The sequence below is a fragment of the Streptosporangium becharense genome (assembly GCF_014204985.1).
In the GTDB taxonomy this organism is placed as follows: Bacteria; Actinomycetota; Actinomycetes; order Streptosporangiales; family Streptosporangiaceae; genus Streptosporangium; species Streptosporangium becharense.
The window spans coordinates 2,933,569-2,951,665 of the sequence record NZ_JACHMP010000001.1; the positions used below are offsets into that span (position 1 = coordinate 2,933,569).

Here is an 18,097-nt window from a genome sequence, read left to right on the forward strand (position 1 = left end):
ACATCCCGGCCACGGCGCGCGGGCCCCGGTCAGGCTCCGCTCTCCCGGGGGGTCGATGTCACCGGCGGGGCGGCGGGCAGCGTCCGGACCCCCACGACGGCGAGGGCCACGGCGAGGGCCAGGAGGGCCGCGGCCTGGACGAGCGCGACGGTCGTGATGATCCGGCCGGTCTCGTCGGCGACGTCGAACTGGACCGCGGAGAGCCGGTCGCCCAGCACCGGCACCGCGAGGATCGCCAACGCCAGCGGCCACGAGGGGGTGCGCCGGGCGGGGACCCGGGCGTGCACGTAGAGGCAGGCGGCGCCGACGCTCAGGATCAGCGCGCTCGCCAGCCCGGAGACGTGCAGCCACGGCCACCACCAGGCGGAGGTGTCCGGTGAGGGGCTCGCCAGCCGGAGGAGCGCGACGATCCCGGCGCCGGCGGCGAGGGGCCACGCGAGCATCCACGGGGAACGGCGGACCGCGGGCGCGTCGCGGTGGAAACCGGCCCACAGGGCGAGCAGCACGAGGGCGGGCATCGCCATCCGCGTCACCAGGCCGGCGGTGACCCCGCCCCACCGAAGCGCGTCAGCCAGGACGTACACGTCGGGTGCGAAGGCGAGCAGGGACAGCCCTCTGGCGGCGCGCACGCGGCCCAGGACGAGCGCCGCGAAGGGAAGCGTCCACAGGGTGCCGGACAGGTCTCCCAGGACGTCCACGAGCCTGTCGAACGACCCCGGTGCCCCGAGTACCTGCGCCAGGGCGGGATCGGGGACGCCGATCACCCCGTACACGCGCAGCAGCGTCTCGACGGCCTGCACGCTGAGAGCGGCCTGGAAGAACAGCCCCAGGAGGGCCGCCAGGCGGACCGCCTCCCCCCACGAGCGGAACCTCGGCGCCGCCCCGGCGCCGCCGAGCCGGACCCGGACCGCCAGCGCGGCGACGCTGGCGACCTCCGCCCAGCGGGGCCGGGGGTTGTGCTCGTCGGAGGCGCCCGGCGACCCCTCCAGGAAGGCGGAGACCATCTCCTCCTCGCGCTCGGCGCGGTAGGAGGCGGGCAGCAGGCGCAACCAGGCGCGGTAACGCTTCTCCAGCAGGCTCATCGGCACGCCGTCCTCTCCGGGGTCCTCCCCCGGCCGCTGGGCGGCCGGGTGGCGGCTCATGCGGTCCCGCCCACGACGGACGGGCCCGTACGACGGGCACGAAGGCGGTCCGTGGCGGCTCTGGCGTTCTCCGCGAGCCGGACGGCCTCGGCCTCCAGTGCCCGCGTCCCCTCGTCGGTGAGCCGGTAGTAGCGGCGCAGCCTCCCCTGCTGCACCTCCTCGCGGTCGAACGCCACCAGTTCCTCGGCGGCCAGCCGGTCGAGCACGCCGTAGAGCGTGCCCACCTTGAGTCGCACCCGCCCGCCGGACAGCTCCTCGACCTCCCGCACGATCCCGTAGCCGTGCCGCGGCTCGTCGACCAACGCGGTGAGGACGAGGAACGCCGGTTCGGTCATCGCCCTTTCACTCATGCCTCACAGCATATATCGGGAGGCATGATATTGGGCAGGTGCGTCATGGATGGCTCCGGGGGGCGGCCGGGCAGCGGATTCGCCGCCCCGGGCCGGGCACATCTCCGGGGCGGACCCGGACCTCACCCCGTCGCGGCGCCGGCCTCGGGCGGCATCACGCCGGCCGGGACCGGGGTCGGGGCGGGCGGCGGCCCCAGGGAGGCGGTCGAGGTCCAGGCGGCCGTGTACATGATCACCCGGGCCGAGAGGTTGATCCAGACCAGCAGGCCGACCACGACGGCGAAGACCCCGTAGACGGGGTTGTTCAGCGTGCCCGACAGGATCAGCACGGCGAGCTGCTTGAGCAGGGCGAACCCGACCGCACCCAGCAGGGCACCGCGCAGGAGCGTCCGGAACGGTTGCCGGACGCGACCCAGCCAGCCCAGCAGGATGAGGAAGACGACCACGTCGGCCAGCACGCTGACCGCGAGACCGGCCAACCAGACCGCGACGGCGCCGACCCCGGACTCCGACAGCCCCAGCCACCCGGCCACGATCCCGCTGGCCTGGGTGGCGAAGCCGCCGACCACCACCGACAGGACCATCGTGGCGCCGACCAGGATCAGCGCGGCCAGGTCGCGGAGCTTGGCCAGGGCGAACCCGAGCGGCGCGTCGGTGGTCATGGACATCTCGCGGAGCGCGCCACGCAGGGCGTCGATCGCGCCGAGCCCGGCGTAGAGCAGACCGAGCAGACCGATCACTCCCGCGCCGGTCCGCGAGTCGGCGATCTGCTGGATCGGCAGCCGGTCGGCGAGGCCCGGCAGGTACTGGTCGATCGCCTTCTGCAGGGTGGCGACCGCGTCGGGCCTGACGGACAGGAAGTACCCGAAGACCGCGAAGGCCAGCGCGATGATCGGGAAGAACGACAGGAAGGCGAAGTAGGTCACGGCCCCGGCCAGCCGGTCGCCGGACTGGAGCTGGTAACGCTGGAAGGTGCGGACCAGGTGGTCGAACCAGAGCCGGCGCAGCCGGGCCGACTCGATGGTCGTTCTGCCCCACTCGCGGACTATTTGGACGCGTTCCTGCACATTTGCCACGCGCGTCCCCTACCCATTCACCGCCGTCTCGATCGCCGGACGGCGGCGAATGTGGCTGTGCGTGCGCGGCACGTCACGGGACGGGCAGGAACCCCACCCGGTCACGCACCTTGGCCATGGTCTCGGCGGCCACCGCGCGGGCCCGCGCGGCGCCGGCGGCGAGCATGCGGTCGAGCTCGGCCTCGTCGGCCAGCAGCTTCTCGGTCCGCTCCCGGATCGGCGTGAAGGTGTCGACGACGAGCTCGGCGACGTCCTTCTTGAAGGTGCCGTACCCCTGCCCGGCGTAGCGGGCCTCCAGCTCCGGGATCGGCGTGCCGCTGAGCGCGGACTGGATGCGCAGCAGGTTGGTGACACCCGGCTTGTTCTCGTCGTCGGCGAGGACCTCGGAACCGGTGTCGGTGACCGCCCGCATGATCTTCTTGCGCAGCGGCCCCGGCTGCTCCAGCAGGTCGAGGATGCCGGCCGGCGAGGAGGAGGACTTGGACATCTTCGACGTCGGGTCCTGCAGGTCGGTGATCTTCTCGACGCCCTTGACGATGTACGGCTCGGGCAGCGTGAAGGTCTCGCCGAAGCGGTGGTTGAAGCGCTGCGCGAGGTCGCGGGTCAGCTCCAGGTGCTGCTTCTGGTCGGCCCCGACCGGCACCCGGTTGGCCTGGTAGAGCAGGATGTCGGCGGCCTGCAGGATCGGGTAGGTGAACAGCCCGACGCTGGCCGAGCTCTCGCCGAACTTGGCCGCCTTGTCCTTGAACTGGGTCATCCGGCCGGCCTCGCCCATGCCGGTCAGGCAGATCAGGACCCAGGCCAGCTCGGTGTGCTCGCGGACGTGGCTCTGGATGAACACCGTGGCGCGCTCGGGGTCGAGGCCGACCGCAAAAAGCTGGGCCGCGGCGACCCTGGAGCGCCTGCGCAGCGCCTCGGGCTGGTAGTCCACCGTGATCGCGTGCAGGTCGACGACGCAGTAGAAGGCGTCGTGACCCTCCTGGAGAGCCACGTACTGGCGCACGGCGCCGAGGTAGTTGCCCAGGTGGAAGGAGTCGGCGGTGGGCTGGATACCCGACAGGACACGAGGACTGGCCATAGCAGGTAATTGTGTCAGTTTTCCGGAGTGCTCGGCGCCTCCGGCCGGGGGGCACGCCGCTTGATCCTGACCCGGGAGACGCGACGGCCGTCCATCTCGGTGACCGCCATCTCGAACCCGGGGATCTCCACCCGCTCTCCCAGCGTGGGCAGGTGGCCCAGGGCGGACATGACGAAGCCGCCGAGGGTCTCGTACGGGCCGTCGGGCGGGCGGACCCCGATCCGAGCCGTCACGTCGTCGAGGTTGGCCAGCCCGTCGAGCTCGATCTCCCCCGCGGGCAGCACGACGTGCTCGTCGGCCACGTCGTGCTCGTCACGGATGTCGCCGATCAGCTCCTCGACCAGGTCCTCCAGGGTGACGATGCCCGCGGTGCCGCCGTACTCGTCGACCACGATCGCCAGGTGGTGCCCCTCGTCCCGCATCTCCGACAACGTGGCCATGACGCGCTTGCTGGCCGGGACCAGCTTGACGGGACGGATCGGCACCAGCTCGCCGATCGGCTCGATGGACCCGGTCCGCACCGGGTCGAGCAGGTCGCGGATGTGCACGAAGCCCACGATGTCGTCGTAGGAGTCGCGGTAGACGGGGAAGCGGGAGTGCGGCATCGCCGCGGCCAGCACCGCCGCCTCGGCCAGCCGGGTGTCGAGGGACATGAACTCCACCTCGGTACGCGGCAGCATGACCTCGCGCACCTGCCGCTTGCCCGCCGCGAACACCTCCCCGATCAGGTGGCGCTCGTCGGCGGTGAGCTCGTGGTGGCCGACCACCATGTCGCGCAGTTCCTCGGTGGAGATCTCCTCCCGGTCCGCCTCCGGGTTGCCGCCGAGCAGCCTGACCACCCCGTCGGTCGACTTGGACAACGCCCAGATGATCGGGCGGGACAACGCGGCCATCCGGTCGAGGAACGGCGCGACCAGCAGGGAGATGCCCTCGGCGCGCTGCCGGGCGATCCGCTTGGGCGCCAGCTCGCCCAGCACCAGCGACAGGTAGGAGATGGCCAGTGTGACCAGCACCAGGGAGAGCGGGGCCGTCACGGCCTGCGGCACCCCCCAGCCGGTCACCACCGGGACGAGGTCCTGGGCGAGGGTGTCGGCGCCGAAGGCGGCCGACAGCATGGTCGCCACCGTGACGCCGATCTGCACGGCCGACAGGAAGCGGTTCGGGTCACGGGCGAGCTTGGCCGCCCGCGCACCCCGGCGTCCCCGGGCGGCGAGCCTCCGCACCTGGCTCTCGCGGAGGGAGACCATGGCCATCTCGGCCGCGGCGAAGAACCCTCCGATCAGTACGAAGAGCATGACCAAGGCGATGTTCGCCAGGACGCTGTTCACGCGATCGTCTCCGTCATGGCCACCGCCGGTTCTGGTGGTGGCCGATATTTGATGTGCCAGCATATTCTGGCGGTAGGCTTACAAAAGTAAACAAGTATCAACATCATCGAACAGGAGTCCCTGTGAAGCTGCTGGTCACCGGAGGCGCCGGCTACATAGGAAGCGTCGTGGCGGCGCAGCTCGTCGAGGCCGGTCACCGGGTCACCGTGCTGGACGACCTGTCCACCGGGCACGCCGACGCCGTGCCGCCGGGTGCCCGCTTCGTCGAGGGCTCGATCGCCGACGCGGCCGACGTGCTGACCGGTATGGACGGCGTGCTGCACTTCGCGGCCAAGTCGCTGGTCGGCGAGTCGGTGGAGCGGCCGGGGCTGTACTGGTCGCACAACCTCGGCGGCACCCTGGCCCTGCTGGACGCGATGCGCGGCGCCGGCGTGGGACGGATCGTCTTCTCCTCCACCGCGGCCACCTACGGCGAGCCGGAGCGCTCCCCCATCCTGGAGACCGACCCGACCCGGCCGACCAACCCCTACGGCGCGTCCAAGCTCGCGGTCGACACCGCGCTGACCGCGTTCGCGCAGATGTACGGCCTGGCGGCGGTGAGCCTGCGCTACTTCAACGTGGGCGGCGCCCACACCGCGGGGGACGGGCGGGTCTACCGCGAGCGTCACACCGTGGAGACCCACCTGATCCCTAACATCCTCGCCGTCGCGCTCGGCCGGCGCGAATCGGTCAACGTCTTCGGCACGGACTACCCCACCCCCGACGGCACATGCGTGCGCGACTACATCCACGTGACCGACCTCGCGGTGGCGCACCTGCTGGCGCTGGACGCCTGCGCGCCCGGTGAGCACAAGATCTACAACCTGGGCAACGGCACCGGCTTCTCGGTCCAGGAGGTGCTGTCGGTCTGCCGCGAGGTGACCGGGCACGAGATCCCGGCGGTCGTGTGCGAGCGCCGGGCCGGTGACCCGGCCGTGCTGGTGGCGTCCTCCGAGAAGATCCGGCACGAGCTGGGCTGGAAGCCCGAACACCCGTCCGTCCGCGACATCGTCGCCGACGCCTGGGCCGCCCTGCCCCGCTGACCCGCACCACCGGCCCGTGCCACCGGATCGGGTTCCACCGGCCCGTGCCACCGGCGGGGCCCGATCCGGCCGGCCGGTCCCCCGCCTCGCGCCGGGAACGCGCCACACGGGAAGAGGGCGGCCGGCCGACCCTCTACCCCAGCCGCAACCTGGCCGTGTTGTTGGCCGGGTGGCGGTCGCCGAGCCGGGCGGAGTAGACGGTCGCCTCGGCCCGCGGACCGCGCTTGCGGGTGACGAAGGCGAGCCGGAGGCTCACCCGCTCACCCGGGCCGACCGCGCGCAGCTCGCAACCGAGGGAGCCCGGCAGCGGATCGCACCGCGCACCCTCCGCCCGCAGGAAACGCGCGCCGCCGGTGTCGAAGAAGAGCAGGGCGTCACGCACCCGCTTCGGCCCGCGGTTGCGCACCACCGCCGCCATCGTGACCATGCGGCCGGCACGTGCCCGGCGGGAGAGCCTCACCGCCAGATCGGTGCCCTCGTCCAGCCTGGTGGAGACCTGAGCGGAGTTGTCGGCCTCGTTGCCGTCCACGACCTCGGAGGAGAGCGTCGCGGTCGCCCTGAGCGGACCGTGCGCCTCCGGCCCGACCAGGCCGTTGATCGTCACCCCGCCGGTCTCCCCGGCCAGTACGTCCTTGGTCGAGGCGCAGACCACCTCGTTGGCCGCTTCTCCCGGGCCGCACTCGGCCACGTCGACACCGAGCACCCGCACCCCGTCCGGCAACCGGACGGTCAGCGTGGGCAGTACCGCGTCGCCGGGCCCGGCGTTGCGCACCTGTGCCCGGTAGATCAGCGGCTGTCCCGGCTGGGCGACCGGCGGTGAGGCCGACAACCGGACCGACAGATCGGCCGCCCCCCGATCCTCTCCTCCCCGACCGGCGGGCAGTGGTCCGGCGAGCGTCTGCCCGGCGGACAGCGGTACGCCGAGCGCCTGCCCGGCGAGCACCGGCCCCGGAACCGCGGCGAGAACGAGACTGACCACCCCGGCGACGACCCGCACCACACCATGCCCCTTGCCCACCGATCCCCCGACCATCAACGATCATTGAACGCCGGTACGGCCCGGTTCGCGATGATCGACACGCCGCGTCGTCGCAGTTCACACCCACCGCGCCGACGAGTACGGCGCGGGCGGGCCACCCGCGCCGGGGAAAACGCAGGCCGCCCGCCCGGAGAACGCGAAGGGGCCCGTGCCGGGGAAAACGCAGGCCGCCCGCCCGGAGAACGCGAAGGGGCCCCGGCATGCCGGGGCCCCCTTTCGGCGACCGGTCGGACCTCAGGCACCGGGCCCTGATCCGGGCCTCGGGCGGGAGGTCTCAGATGAGGCCGAGCTCGCGCACGGCGGTGCGCTCCTCCTCAAGCTCACGCACCGAGGCGTCGATCCGCTCGCGCGAGAAGGCGTCGATCTCCAGGCCCTGGATGATCTCCCACTTGCCGTTCCGGGAGGCCACCGGGAAGGAGGAGATGAGGCCCTCGGGAACGCCGTACGACCCGTCGGACGGGATCGCGGCCGAGGTCCACTCGGTGCCGTTGACCCAGTCGAAGACATGGTCGATCGCGGCGTTGGCGGCGGAGGCGGCCGAGGACGCGCCACGCGCCTCGATGATCGCGGCACCGCGCTTGGCGACGGTCGGGATGAAGGTGTCACGCAACCAGGCATCGTCCACCAGCTCGGCGGCGATCTTGCCACCGACCTCGGCGTGGAACAGGTCGGGGTACTGCGTGGCGGAGTGGTTGCCCCAGATGGTCATCTTCTTGATCTCGGTGACCGGGACCTGGAGCTTGGCGGCGAGCTGGGACAGCGCGCGGTTGTGGTCGAGACGGGTCATCGCGGTGAAACGCTCGGCCGGGACGTCCGGGGCGCTGTGCTGGGCGATGAGCGCGTTGGTGTTGGCCGGGTTGCCGACCACCAGCACGCGGATGTCATCGGCGGCGTGGTCGTTGATCGCCTTGCCCTGCGGGCCGAAGATGCCGCCGTTGGCCTGGAGGAGGTCGCCGCGCTCCATGCCCGCGGTGCGCGGGCGGGCGCCGACCAGCAGCGCGATGTTGGCACCGTCGAACGCCTTGTTCGCGTCGTCGGTGATCTCGATGCCGCTCAGCAGCGGGAACGCGCAGTCGTCGAGCTCCATCGCGGTGCCCTCGGCCGCCTTCACGGCCTGCGGGATCTCCAGCAGGCTCAGCTTGACCGGGACGTCGGCGCCCAGCAAATGGCCCGAGGCGATGCGGAACAGCAGCGCGTAGCCGATCTGGCCGGCAGCGCCGGTGACGGTGACCTTTACGGGAGTCTGGGCCATGACCTTCCCCCACTCGAAGGATGAACAGTGACGCTCGGATGCTACCCGTCCGGGGCCGGCGGCCTTCCGGCGAGGCCCCGCCCAGCGCCCGGCGCGCCGGGCACGGCGTCCGACCGGCCCGCGGCGGCCCCCCGCGCCTGGCGTCCGGGGCGGCCACCTCGCCGGAGACCGCCCCGGACGGTCACGCGCAGGGGGCCATGGGAGGAAGCGTGTTCTCCCGGCCGGCGAACTTGACCTTGGAGAAGTGCCTGTCGAGCAGCCTGCCCATCGTGCCGTTCCGGTAGAGGTCGGCGATCACGTCCGAGACGGTCTCGCAGCCGCGTGTGTCGCCCTGCTTCAGCGCCACCGCGTAGCGCTCGTCGGTGAGCTTGGCGCCGAGCACCTTGTAACGGGTGCTCTCCCGGTTGGCGAACCCGGCCAGCAGCAGGTCGTCACCGGGAATCGCGTCGACCTGGTCCGCCTGCAGCTTGTTGATGCAGTCGGTGTAGTGCTGGGCCGGGACCAGCGTGAGCGGCGCCGCCTTCCGCTGCACCACGGCCACCGAGGCACTGGAGGCCGGCTGGCAGAGCCGCTTGCCCTTCAGCCCGTTGACGGCCAGGATCCGCGAGCCGTCCTTGACGAGGACGTCGACGTGGGCGAGATAGTACGGCCCGGCGAAGGTGACGTCGTCGGTGTCGTTGATCGAGTACGTCGCCAGGACCATGTCGACGTCGCCGTCCGCGAGCAGCTTGGGCCGGTCGGGGAGGGTCGTGGCCTGGAAGGTCACACCGCTCTCCGGCACTCCCAGCGCCTTGGCGATCTCCAGGGCGAGGTCGACCTCGAAACCGCTCCACGTGCCGTCGGTGTTCCTCAGCGCGATACCGGGCAGGCCGTCGCGCAGGCCGACGGTGAGCTTGCGCGTCTTGGCCGCCCTGTCGAGCATCGAGGTGGACGCGTCCGGCCCCGTCGTGTTGACACCCGGCTCGGCTCTCGGCCACCACCGTACGGCCGCCACGGCCGCCACCGCGACCAGCACCACGGCCACCCCGGCGGCGATCCAGCGCCCGCGGCGCCGCCGGGTGGGGGCGGCGGGGACGCCGTACCCGACCGGCTCCGCCTGCCAGCTCGGCGGCTGCACTCCCGCCTGCCAGCTCGGCGGCGGTACGTCCGCCTGGCTCGGATAGCCCGCCGGGGTCTGGTAGCCGGGGGGAACGGGGTGTTCCAGGTATCCCGGCACCCCGGGCCGGTCCGCACGCCCGGTGGAACGCGGCCGGTCCGCGGGGCCGCGGACGAGCTCGGTGGACTCGGGGGAGTGCTCCGCGGGACCGCGAGAGGGAACCGCGGGACCGCGGGACGGCTTCCCGACGATCCGGAAGGTCTCCACCGGGTCGCCTGTCCCCGCCGCAGGACCGCGGCCGGAAGCGGACTCCTCGTACGCGGAGGGTCGCCGCGCGTCCTGACCCGTCGGGTTCTCCCGGACCGGCGGAGCGGACTGGGCGGACTGGGCGGGCTGGGGCGGCCGGGCGGGCTGCGCGGGCTGGGGAGGCCGGGCGGCCGGCTGCGCGGGCTGGGCCGGCTGCGCGCTCTGCGCCGGCGCGGGGGGCCAGGCCGGCTGGGCGGGCGGGACGGGCCGGTTGGACGCGATGGGCCGATCCAGCCTGATCGGCTGGTCGTAGGAGGGCTGCTGAGGGCTGGAGCCGGCGGACGACGCAGGCGCCTCCTGCGGGGACACCCCCGTGCCTGCTCCCGTCCGCGGCTTGACCTGCCTGGTCTTGGGGGCCCGAATGGGGCTGGTGGCCTCACCCTCGTCCTCCCGGGGCCGGGTAGCCTCCTGGCCCCCTTCACGGATCCGGTCGCGGCCGTCGTCACCCCGGGCAGGCGCGGAGTCACCCCCCCTGTCGCGTGCGTCGTCACGGTCGTCGTCCCGCCTGCTCTTGGGCGTGGCGATCCGGACTCCCTGGGTGAGGATCGCGGGTGAGGCGTTCGCCGCGTCAGGATGACCCAGCAGCCTGAGCAGAAGCCGGTCGGCCGAGGGCCGGTCCTGATGCTTCTTGGCCAGCGCCGAGCGGACCACCCCGCGCAGCGGCTCGGGCATGGAGCTGAGGTCGGGATCGTGGTTGAGGATGCGGTTGAGCACCACCGCGATGGAGGTCCCCGAGAAGGCGGTCTCGCCGGTCGCCGCGAAGACGATCGTCGCCCCCCAGGCGAAGATGTCGGTCTCCGGCCCGACGTAGGAGCCGGAGATCTGCTCAGGCGCCATGTAGGCCGGGGTGCCGATCGCCCGGCTGGTGATGGTGCCGGTGGAGTCGAGGATGCGGGCGATGCCGAAGTCGACCACCCGCGGACCGTCGGCCGCCATGAGCACGTTGTCGGGCTTGAAGTCGAGGTGGGCGATGGCGGCCTGGTGGATCGCGGTGAGGGCGGTGGCCGTGCCGATCGCCAGCCGCTGCAGGGCGGCGCCGCGCAGCGGCCCGTCGTCCTCCACGACGGCCCGCAGGGACCTGCCCTCGATGTACTCGCTCGCGATGTAGGGGGTGTCGCCTTCGAGGTCGGCCCCCAGGACGGCCGCCGTGCAGAAGGAGGCGACCCGCTGCGCGGCCCGCGCCTCCCGGGCGAAGCGTGATCTTGCACTCGCGTCGCCGGAGAACTTCACGTGCAGCAGCTTGATCGCCACACGCTCCTCGACGGTGTTCATGCCCAGGTAGACGACGCCCTGGCCGCCCTCACCGATCCGCCCGACGATGCGGAACGGGCCGAGCCGCTGCGGCTCCCCCGCTTCCAGCGGCGCGATCTCCGGCATCATCGTCCCCACGTTCTCGTAATCTTCAACCTGCCAAACTTTACGTCTACCTGGCCCACCCGCTGCCCCCGTTACTCCTACGTGACTCCACATTTCCGCCGATCAGCACTCTGCCGCCCGCCGCCTTCACCGCGGATGCGGCAGAACCCCCAGTCCCCGAATATCCCGTCAACCACCCCAATCTGGCGTTCCGGTCGCTGAGATCGCTACCGTGGAACGCCCCTCAGGCAAGCCGGAGCAATAACGTCCATGCGCCGATATACCGGTTATCGCGAATTCGTGCAGCGCGATCAGCGTTCCCTCGTCGGCACCGCCCTCCTTCTCACCGGCAGCCACGACCAGGCCATACGCCTCGCCCTGCGCTCCTTCCACACGGTGGCCCAGACCTGGCCGCCGCCGCTGTGGGAGAACCCGACGACGCACGCCCAGATCGCGCTCTACCGCCGTTTCCTCCAGCGGCCGAGCGCGGCGGGGTCCACCGCCCTGGTACGGCTCCCACCCCGGCAGCGGCTCCTCGTCGTCGCCTGCCTGCACGACGGCAGAACCCGGGCCGATATGGCCGGTCTCCTCGGACTGCCCGAGGAGACCGTGGAGCAGGAGATCACCGAGGCGGTGAAGACCCTGACCAACGGCAACGAGAGTCGTCTGGTCACCCGAATGGCCAACGCGGCGGGCGAGGCCTCGGTTCCCGACCTCACCGGCCTTTCCATGCGCACGCTCCGGCGGCGGCGCACCCGGGGGGTGCTCCTCGGCGCGGCCGCGGTGCTCGTCCCCGTCGGCCTGATCGCCGGCTTCGCCCTGGTGCAGCAGGGCGAGGTGTGGAACTCGGCGCTGGGCGAGGGCGGTCACGCCCGCTCCCCGCAGGCCCGTGCGCAGGAGCAGGAGCCGGTGGGTGCCGTCTCCACCCCCCGGCGGGGCACCCTCTCCGAGCCGGGTACGACGCCCACGCCGGCCGGCACGCCCGAGGTGGGGACCACGCCCGCACCGGGCGCCGCCGCGAAGCCGTGGCAACCCCCGCGGACGTCCTCGGTGATCCGCTACGCGGCCCCCGAGCGCTGCCCGGACGGCGGCACGGCGGCCCCGCCCCGGTCCGGCCAGGTGAGCTGCACGGGCTGGACGCTCAAGCTGGTCTCCGACGGCCGTGAGGGCCGCGACGGCCGCGACGGCTCTGCCGAGTGCGAGGGCCGCGACCGGTGCGAGTCGACCCTGAGCATCCCCGACGCCGCCCAGCGGCTCGCACACGGCGACGACCGCAGGCTCCCCCGCCTCTACCCCGCCATCAGCCCCGACGGGCGCCGCATCGCCTATCTCAGCGCCGCCGAGGGCCGTTACGTCGCACACGACCTGAAGAGCGGCGTGAAGCGTTACCTGTCGCCGGTCCTCACCCCCGAGGACACCGAGGACGGCACGCTGGTGAGCGTCTCCTCCGACGGCCGCCGCTTCACCGTCACGCTGGGCGAGCGGCGGTTGCGGACCGACTTCGCGACCGGGACCCTCACGTCCGTACCGGCGGAACAGATGCCGGCGACGGAGAAGGCCGCCGGCTGGCTCCGCGAGAAGTACGGCACCTGGAAGGACTCCCCCAGCGGCAAGTACGCCGCCGCGGTCACACCCGGCGAGGGCGGGCGGGAGAGCCTCCACGTCGTCGACGCCGGCTCCCGGCGGGTCTTCAAGACCCTCTCGCTGCCCGAGGTCGAGCGGCCCGCCAGGGCCGAGGTCGTGGGCTGGCCCGGCACGCGCGAAGTGGTCGTCAGGATGAACGCCGCCTCCGGGGGCGGGCTGCTGGGTTACTTCCGGATGGACGCCGTCACCGGCCGGGCCGAGCCCGTACCCGGCCTCCCCGAGGGCGACCCGATCGTGCTGGGCGCCTCGACGGCCCTGTGACCGCCCCGGCTCGTACGCGGGAGCGGGAGGCGGGCGGTGGACCACCCGTCGGTGGACCACCCGTCGGAGGGCCGCCCGGAGGCGGCCCTCCGACGGGTGCGGACCGGGCCGGTCAGCTCATCTTCTTCCTGAGGTTCTCGTCCAGGGCCGCCAGGAAGTCCTGGGTGGTCAGCCACTCGGCGTCGCCCCCGACGAGCAGGGCGAGGTCCTTGGTCATCTGGCCGCCCTCGACGGTCTCGATGCAGACCTGCTCCAGCCTGTCGGCGAAGTCGATCACCTCGGGGGTGTTGTCGAGCTTGCCGCGGTGCGCGAGGCCACGGGTCCACGCGAAGATCGAGGCGATCGGGTTCGTGGACGTCGGCTTGCCCTGCTGGTGCTGGCGGTAGTGACGGGTCACCGTGCCGTGGGCGGCCTCGGCCTCGACGGTGCGTCCGTCGGGCGTCATGAGCACCGAGGTCATCAGGCCGAGCGAGCCGAAGCCCTGCGCGACGGTGTCCGACTGGACGTCGCCGTCGTAGTTCTTGCAGGCCCAGACGTAGCCGCCCTCCCACTTGAGCGCCGCGGCGACCATGTCGTCGATCAGCCGGTGCTCGTAGGTGATGCCGGCGGCCTCGAAGTCGCCCTTGAACTCGGTCTCGTAGACCTCGGCGAAGATGTCCTTGAAGCGGCCGTCGTAGGCCTTCAGGATCGTGTTCTTCGTGGAGAGGTAGACCGGGTAGTTGCGGGCCAGGCCGTAGCGCATGGAGGCCCGGGCGAAGTCGCGGATCGACTCGTCGAGGTTGTACATGGCCAGCGCGACACCGGCGCCCGGGAAGTCGTAGACGTCGAGCTCGATCGGCTCCGAGCCGTCCTTGGGCGTGAAGGTGAGCGTCAGCGTGCCCTCGCCCGGGACCTTCAGGTCGGTGGCGCGGTACTGGTCGCCGAAGGCGTGACGGCCGACGACGATCGGCTTGGTCCAGCCGGGGACGAGCCTCGGCACGTTCGACATGATGATCGGCTCACGGAAGATGACACCGCCGAGGATGTTACGGATGGTCCCGTTCGGGGACTTCCACATCTTCTTGAGGCCGAACTCCTCGACCCGGGCCTCGTCCGGGGTGATGGTGGCGCACTTGACGCCGACGCCGTACTGCTTGATGGCGTTGGCGGCGTCGATCGTCACCTGGTCGTCGGTGGCGTCGCGGTGCTCGATCCCCAGGTCGTAGTACTTCAGGTCGACGTCGAGGTAGGGAAGGATCAGCTGGTCCTTGATGAACTGCCAGATGATCCGGGTCATCTCGTCGCCGTCAAGCTCGACGACGGGCCCCGCTACCTTGATCTTGGGCATGCGTGTGGTTCCCCTTCTGCACGAACAATGGCCAGGCGGTCCTTTTTGAGGCTCACTGGCCGTTGAGGCTATCGGACGGGGGTAATCGGCTTGTAATGCACCCGTTCGCCCCGCTTATGGACGTGGCATGAGGTCCGGATACTCCAGGACGATCGCCGCGGCCATCAACGCGATCCCCAGAACCGCGAGGGTGATCGTGTCGGTCGCGGTGCGGCGCACGGCGAGCCGTCCTCCCCCTGTCAGCCGCGCCAGCGCTCCCAGCGTCAGGACCGCGCCGAGGGCGAAGGCGCCCCAGTACGGATCCAGCAGGACCGCGTAGGCCACGGCGAGGACCGCACCCGCCAGCACCAGCGGGTACGGCCCCCAGCGGCCGTCGACCGGACCGGTCGCCGGCGCGTTCATCGCTCCTCCACCCCCGTCCGTGTCCGGCCCCGCGGGCGTTCCCGGCCCGGGTTCCCCGCCCGGACCGGCGTCGGGTTCACCGCTCGGCAATCGGCTTCCACTTCTGGTCCCGTTCTCCGATGTACTCGCTGTCCGGACGGATCAGGCGGTTGTCGGCGTGCTGTTCGATGACGTGTGCGGTCCATCCTGACATGCGGCTGACCGAGAAGACCGGAGTGAACAGGTCGGTCGGGATGCCGAGGTAGTGGTAGACGGTGGCCGCGTAGAAGTCGACGTTCGGATAGAGGCCCTTCGTCTCGAAGACGACCTCCTCCATCTCCTTCGACATCCGGTAGTACCTGTCGTCGCCGGACGCCTCGGCCAGTTCCTGCGACATCCGGCGCAGGTGCGTGGCGCGCGGGTCCTCGGTCTTGTAGACGCGGTGCCCGAAGCCCATGATCTTCTCGCCCGCGGCGAGTCTGTCCCGCACGGACCGGGCGACGACGCTCGGGTCGAGCGTCTCCAGGGTACGCATGACCTGCTCGTTGGCGCCGCCGTGCAGGGGGCCCTTGAGCGTGCCGATGGCGGCCACGATGGCCGAGTGCATGTCGGAGAGGGTGGCGGCGCAGACCCGGGCGGCGAACGTGGAGGCGTTCATCGTGTGGTCGGCGTGCAGCACCAGGCAGGTGTCGAAGATCTCGACCTCGCGCTCACCGGGGACGCGGCCGGTGATCTGCAGGAGGAAGTTCGCCGCGATGCTCAGCGCGGGGTCGGGGGCGGGGATCGCGGTCCCGGTCCGGGCGGCGTGGTAGCGGGCGACCAGGATCGGCTGCTGCGCGGTCAGCCGGGCGGCCTTGCGCAGGTTGGCCTCGGGGCTGTTGGAGTCCTTGTCCGGGTCGTCGCCGCCGGCCAGGGAGACCAGCGTGCGCAGGGCCTCCATGGGGGCCTGCTTCTCGGCGACCTCCGGGATGTTCGTCTCGACGAGAGCGCCGAGCGCGCGTCCCCCCACCAGCTCGGCCCCGTAGGCGGCCAGCTGGTCCCGCGTCGGGAGGGTTCCGTACTGCAGCAGGTGCGCGGTCTCTTCGAAGGTGGTGCGGCCGGCCAGATCGTGGATGTCATAGCCACGATAGAAGAGGCGACCGGCCTGACCGTCGATGTCACTCAGCGCCGTGGAGGCGGCTACGACATCGGCGAGACCTTTGGTGCTCTTGTCCGCCATGAGTGTTTCCTCCGCTTATCTGTGAACGAAGTCTACCTGTGAGCAGCGGAAACCCCTTCAGCAGACTCAGGCCAATTTCACGTGGGATTCTCCTTCCGGCAAAGGCGATTCCCCATCACCGCGTTTGGGTAAGCCGGAGCTGTAGGAATAGTTACGGCGGGCTACCTGGGGAGGAACTGCCGTGGAGGGGCCGTTCATACGCATCGAGGACACCGGCGAGGTGATCCCGTTGCGTCCCGAGATCACGACGGTCGGACGTGGTCGCGGAGTGGACATCCGGCTCAGTGATCCGAGCGTGTCCCGGCTGCATGCGGAATTCGTGCGGCGCGGACCCTACCTGTACGTCGTCGACCTGGGCCTGTCGCGCAACGGCACCCGGGTCAACGGCCGGCCGATCGCCCGGAGGGTGCTGGACGACGGCGACGTGGTCTCCTTCGGCGCGGCACGGGCTAGGATCGGCGGGTTGCCACGCGAGGACTTCGTTCCCGAGGTCGAGCTCCGCCGCGCCGCGGCGCCGGAGCTGACCAGGCGGGAGGTGGACGTCCTGACGTCACTGTGCCGTCCCGCGCTGTCGGACGAGGCGTTCGTCGCCCCGGCCACCGCGCGGGAGATCGCCGACGACCTGGTGGTGACGGAGGCGGCGGTCAAGCAGCACCTCCTGCGCCTGTACCAGAAGTTCCGGATCCCGGAGGGGACCAACCGGCGCACCAGGCTGGCCAACGAGGTCGTCGCCCTGGGGCTGGTCCGGCCCACCCCCGTGGTGCCGCCGCAGCGCGGCGCGGCCCCGGAGTCGCAGGCGGCGGCCGCGGGAGCGAACCGCAGGGCGTCCTAGCGGGCCCGGCGGGCGGCTCTGCCGGGCTCCGGCTCCGCCCGGCCGGGCTCGGGCGGAGGGCCGGCCCGGTGTCGGGCCGGCCGTCAGCCGTGCCGGTGGCCCTGCTGTCAGCCCACCGGCGGCTCTGCTGTCGGCCCTGCTGTCAGCTCTGCGCGAGCAGGCGCCGCTCCGCGGCCTCGACCACGTTGGCGAGCAGCAGGGCCCGGGTCATCGGGCCCACGCCACCGGGGTTGGGGGTGAGGAAGCCCGCGACCTCCTTGACGTCGGGGGCGACGTCACCGGCGATCTTCCCCTCGACCCGGGAGACGCCGACGTCGAGCACGGCGGCACCGGGCTTCACCATGTCGGCGGTGATCAGGTGGGGCACCCCCGCGGCGGCGACGACGACGTCGGCGCGCCGGGTGTGGGCCGCCAGGTCCTGGGTGCCGGTGTGGCAGAGGGTGACCGTGGCGTTCTCCGAGCGGCGGGTCAGCAGCAGGCCGAGCGAGCGGCCCACGGTGATGCCGCGGCCCACCACGACGACCTCGGCCCCCTTGAGCGGCACACCGTAGGCCTGCAGCAGCTTGACGATGCCGTGCGGGGTGCAGGGCAGCGGCGCGTCGACCATGTGGACCAGACGGCCCAGGTTGACCGGGTGGAGGCCGTCGGCGTCCTTCTCCGGGTCCATCCGTTCGATCAGCGCGAGCGTGTCGAGGTGACGGGGCAGCGGCAACTGGACGATGTATCCGGTGCACCCGGCGTCGGCGTTGAGCTCGTCGACGACCGCCTCCACCTCTGCCTGGGTGGCCGTGGCCGGCAGATCCCTGCGGATGGACGCGATGCCGACCTCGGCGCAGTCGCGGTGCTTGCCGGCGACGTAGATCTGGCTGCCCGGGTCGTCGCCCACCAGGACGGTGCCGAGCCCCGGCACGACACCCCGCTCACGCAGCGCGGCCACCCGTGTCGCGAGGTCTGCCTTGATCTTCGCCGCCGTGGCCTTGCCGTCGAGAATCTGCGCACTCATACGGTCAACCCTCTCATGAGATCACCCGCGCTCCTCCGCCTCCCGCCGCTCGATGATGCGGCGGGTGAAGGGGATCCACTCCACGGCCCGTCCTCCCAGATAGGCCGCACCGAGCGCGATGATGATCAGCATCCAGGGGCCGGCCCAGAAACCATGCATGATCACGAGGGCGTACAGGGCGTGGTCGAGCAGGGGCATGAGGAATCTCCACGGCGCGGAAGGGAAGGAATGCTTCAGGCTAACCGCAGGTCAAACCTTTTTCGCCCAGTTAGTCCTGTCTGTTTCGCCACTTTCCTGTCTCCCGTGTGCGGCTGCCCCATCCGTA

General features: G+C 71.7%; 16 protein-coding genes. 3 read left to right on the forward strand and 13 right to left on the reverse strand.

Features of this window, described 5'->3' with window-relative positions:
• Positions 1-29: 29 nt before the first annotated feature.
• From F4562_RS12480 to F4562_RS12500, 5 genes are all read right to left on the reverse strand, one after another.
• Positions 30-1,142, reverse strand: coding sequence for a hypothetical protein (locus tag F4562_RS12480; protein ID WP_184538481.1), 1,113 nt, complete (start codon positions 1,140-1,142; stop codon positions 30-32).
• Positions 1,139-1,492 carry a PadR family transcriptional regulator gene (locus tag F4562_RS12485; RefSeq protein ID WP_246473418.1) on the reverse strand — a complete coding sequence of 118 codons (354 nt, stop codon included), beginning with the start codon at positions 1,490-1,492 and terminating at the stop codon, positions 1,139-1,141. The genes F4562_RS12480 and F4562_RS12485 overlap by 4 nt, the downstream gene beginning before the upstream one ends.
• Before the next feature lie 122 nt (positions 1,493-1,614).
• Entirely contained in the window at positions 1,615-2,568 is a 954-nt protein-coding gene (locus F4562_RS12490; protein WP_184538478.1) for a YihY/virulence factor BrkB family protein, read from the reverse strand.
• Positions 2,569-2,641: 73 nt separating this feature from the next.
• Positions 2,642-3,646, reverse strand: coding sequence for a tryptophan--tRNA ligase (trpS, locus tag F4562_RS12495; RefSeq protein WP_184538477.1), 1,005 nt, complete (start codon positions 3,644-3,646; stop codon positions 2,642-2,644).
• Between the two features lie 14 nt (positions 3,647-3,660).
• On the reverse strand, positions 3,661-4,974 hold the full coding sequence (locus tag F4562_RS12500; protein WP_311733829.1) for a hemolysin family protein: 1,314 nt from the start codon (positions 4,972-4,974) through the stop codon (positions 3,661-3,663).
• Positions 4,975-5,096: 122 nt separating this feature from the next.
• Here F4562_RS12500 and galE point away from each other — a divergent pair, with 122 nt between their 5' ends.
• The gene (gene galE / locus F4562_RS12505) at positions 5,097-6,056 is read left to right on the forward strand and encodes a UDP-glucose 4-epimerase GalE (RefSeq protein WP_184538472.1); all 960 of its coding nucleotides are present in this window, start codon (positions 5,097-5,099) and stop codon (positions 6,054-6,056) included.
• 133 nt (positions 6,057-6,189) lie between these two features.
• Here the strand turns inward: galE and F4562_RS12510 are convergent, their stop codons facing one another.
• The 3 genes from F4562_RS12510 to F4562_RS12520 form a co-directional block, all read right to left on the reverse strand.
• Entirely contained in the window at positions 6,190-7,089 is a 900-nt protein-coding gene (locus tag F4562_RS12510; protein ID WP_184538470.1) for a DUF11 domain-containing protein, read from the reverse strand.
• Positions 7,090-7,369: 280 nt separating this feature from the next.
• On the reverse strand, positions 7,370-8,347 hold the full coding sequence (locus F4562_RS12515; RefSeq protein ID WP_184538469.1) for a malate dehydrogenase: 978 nt from the start codon (positions 8,345-8,347) through the stop codon (positions 7,370-7,372).
• Positions 8,348-8,528: 181 nt separating this feature from the next.
• Positions 8,529-11,129 (reverse strand): bifunctional serine/threonine-protein kinase/glutamate ABC transporter substrate-binding protein, encoded by a 2,601-nt coding sequence (locus tag F4562_RS12520; RefSeq protein WP_184538467.1) that lies wholly within the window; start codon positions 11,127-11,129, stop codon positions 8,529-8,531.
• A 276-nt stretch (positions 11,130-11,405) separates the two neighbouring features.
• Here F4562_RS12520 and F4562_RS12525 point away from each other — a divergent pair, with 276 nt between their 5' ends.
• Complete coding sequence (locus F4562_RS12525) at positions 11,406-13,010, forward strand: RNA polymerase sigma factor (protein ID WP_184538465.1); 1,605 nt, start codon at positions 11,406-11,408, stop codon at positions 13,008-13,010.
• Positions 13,011-13,122: 112 nt separating this feature from the next.
• Here F4562_RS12525 and F4562_RS12530 read toward each other — a convergent pair whose 3' ends face one another.
• The 3 genes from F4562_RS12530 to F4562_RS12540 all read right to left on the reverse strand — a co-directional run bounded on the left by F4562_RS12530 (position 13,123) and on the right by F4562_RS12540 (position 15,937).
• Positions 13,123-14,337 carry an NADP-dependent isocitrate dehydrogenase gene (locus F4562_RS12530; RefSeq protein ID WP_184538463.1) on the reverse strand — a complete coding sequence of 405 codons (1,215 nt, stop codon included), beginning with the start codon at positions 14,335-14,337 and terminating at the stop codon, positions 13,123-13,125.
• 114 nt (positions 14,338-14,451) lie between these two features.
• Positions 14,452-14,739 carry a DUF3017 domain-containing protein gene (locus F4562_RS12535; RefSeq protein ID WP_184538461.1) on the reverse strand — a complete coding sequence of 96 codons (288 nt, stop codon included), beginning with the start codon at positions 14,737-14,739 and terminating at the stop codon, positions 14,452-14,454.
• Positions 14,740-14,815: 76 nt separating this feature from the next.
• On the reverse strand, positions 14,816-15,937 hold the full coding sequence (locus F4562_RS12540; protein ID WP_184538459.1) for a citrate/2-methylcitrate synthase: 1,122 nt from the start codon (positions 15,935-15,937) through the stop codon (positions 14,816-14,818).
• A 181-nt stretch (positions 15,938-16,118) separates the two neighbouring features.
• On the opposite strand from F4562_RS12540, the gene F4562_RS12545 reads away from it, so the two are divergent.
• On the forward strand, positions 16,119-16,769 hold the full coding sequence (locus tag F4562_RS12545) for an FHA domain-containing protein (protein WP_184538457.1): 651 nt from the start codon (positions 16,119-16,121) through the stop codon (positions 16,767-16,769).
• A 142-nt stretch (positions 16,770-16,911) separates the two neighbouring features.
• Here F4562_RS12545 and F4562_RS12550 read toward each other — a convergent pair whose 3' ends face one another.
• Together F4562_RS12550 and F4562_RS12555 are read right to left on the reverse strand one after the other, a co-directional pair.
• On the reverse strand, positions 16,912-17,772 hold the full coding sequence (locus F4562_RS12550; protein ID WP_184538455.1) for a bifunctional methylenetetrahydrofolate dehydrogenase/methenyltetrahydrofolate cyclohydrolase: 861 nt from the start codon (positions 17,770-17,772) through the stop codon (positions 16,912-16,914).
• 21 nt (positions 17,773-17,793) lie between these two features.
• Positions 17,794-17,970, reverse strand: coding sequence for a hypothetical protein (locus F4562_RS12555; protein WP_184538453.1), 177 nt, complete (start codon positions 17,968-17,970; stop codon positions 17,794-17,796).
• Positions 17,971-18,097: the final 127 nt, after the last annotated feature.

Coding starts and splice junctions, on each gene's coding strand:
- F4562_RS12510 (WP_184538470.1), bottom strand. CDS start 7,089: ATGGTCGGGGGATCGGTGGGCAAGGGGCATGGTGTGGTGCGGGTCGTC.
- F4562_RS12535 (WP_184538461.1), bottom strand. CDS start 14,739: ATGAACGCGCCGGCGACCGGTCCGGTCGACGGCCGCTGGGGGCCGTAC.
- F4562_RS12555 (WP_184538453.1), bottom strand. CDS start 17,970: ATGCCCCTGCTCGACCACGCCCTGTACGCCCTCGTGATCATGCATGGT.
- F4562_RS12520 (WP_184538467.1), bottom strand. CDS start 11,129: ATGATGCCGGAGATCGCGCCGCTGGAAGCGGGGGAGCCGCAGCGGCTC.
- F4562_RS12515 (WP_184538469.1), bottom strand. CDS start 8,347: ATGGCCCAGACTCCCGTAAAGGTCACCGTCACCGGCGCTGCCGGCCAG.
- F4562_RS12530 (WP_184538463.1), bottom strand. CDS start 14,337: ATGCCCAAGATCAAGGTAGCGGGGCCCGTCGTCGAGCTTGACGGCGAC.
- trpS (WP_184538477.1), bottom strand. CDS start 3,646: ATGGCCAGTCCTCGTGTCCTGTCGGGTATCCAGCCCACCGCCGACTCC.
- F4562_RS12485 (WP_246473418.1), bottom strand. CDS start 1,492: ATGAGTGAAAGGGCGATGACCGAACCGGCGTTCCTCGTCCTCACCGCG.
- F4562_RS12550 (WP_184538455.1), bottom strand. CDS start 17,772: ATGAGTGCGCAGATTCTCGACGGCAAGGCCACGGCGGCGAAGATCAAG.
- F4562_RS12480 (WP_184538481.1), bottom strand. CDS start 1,142: ATGAGCCGCCACCCGGCCGCCCAGCGGCCGGGGGAGGACCCCGGAGAG.
- F4562_RS12540 (WP_184538459.1), bottom strand. CDS start 15,937: ATGGCGGACAAGAGCACCAAAGGTCTCGCCGATGTCGTAGCCGCCTCC.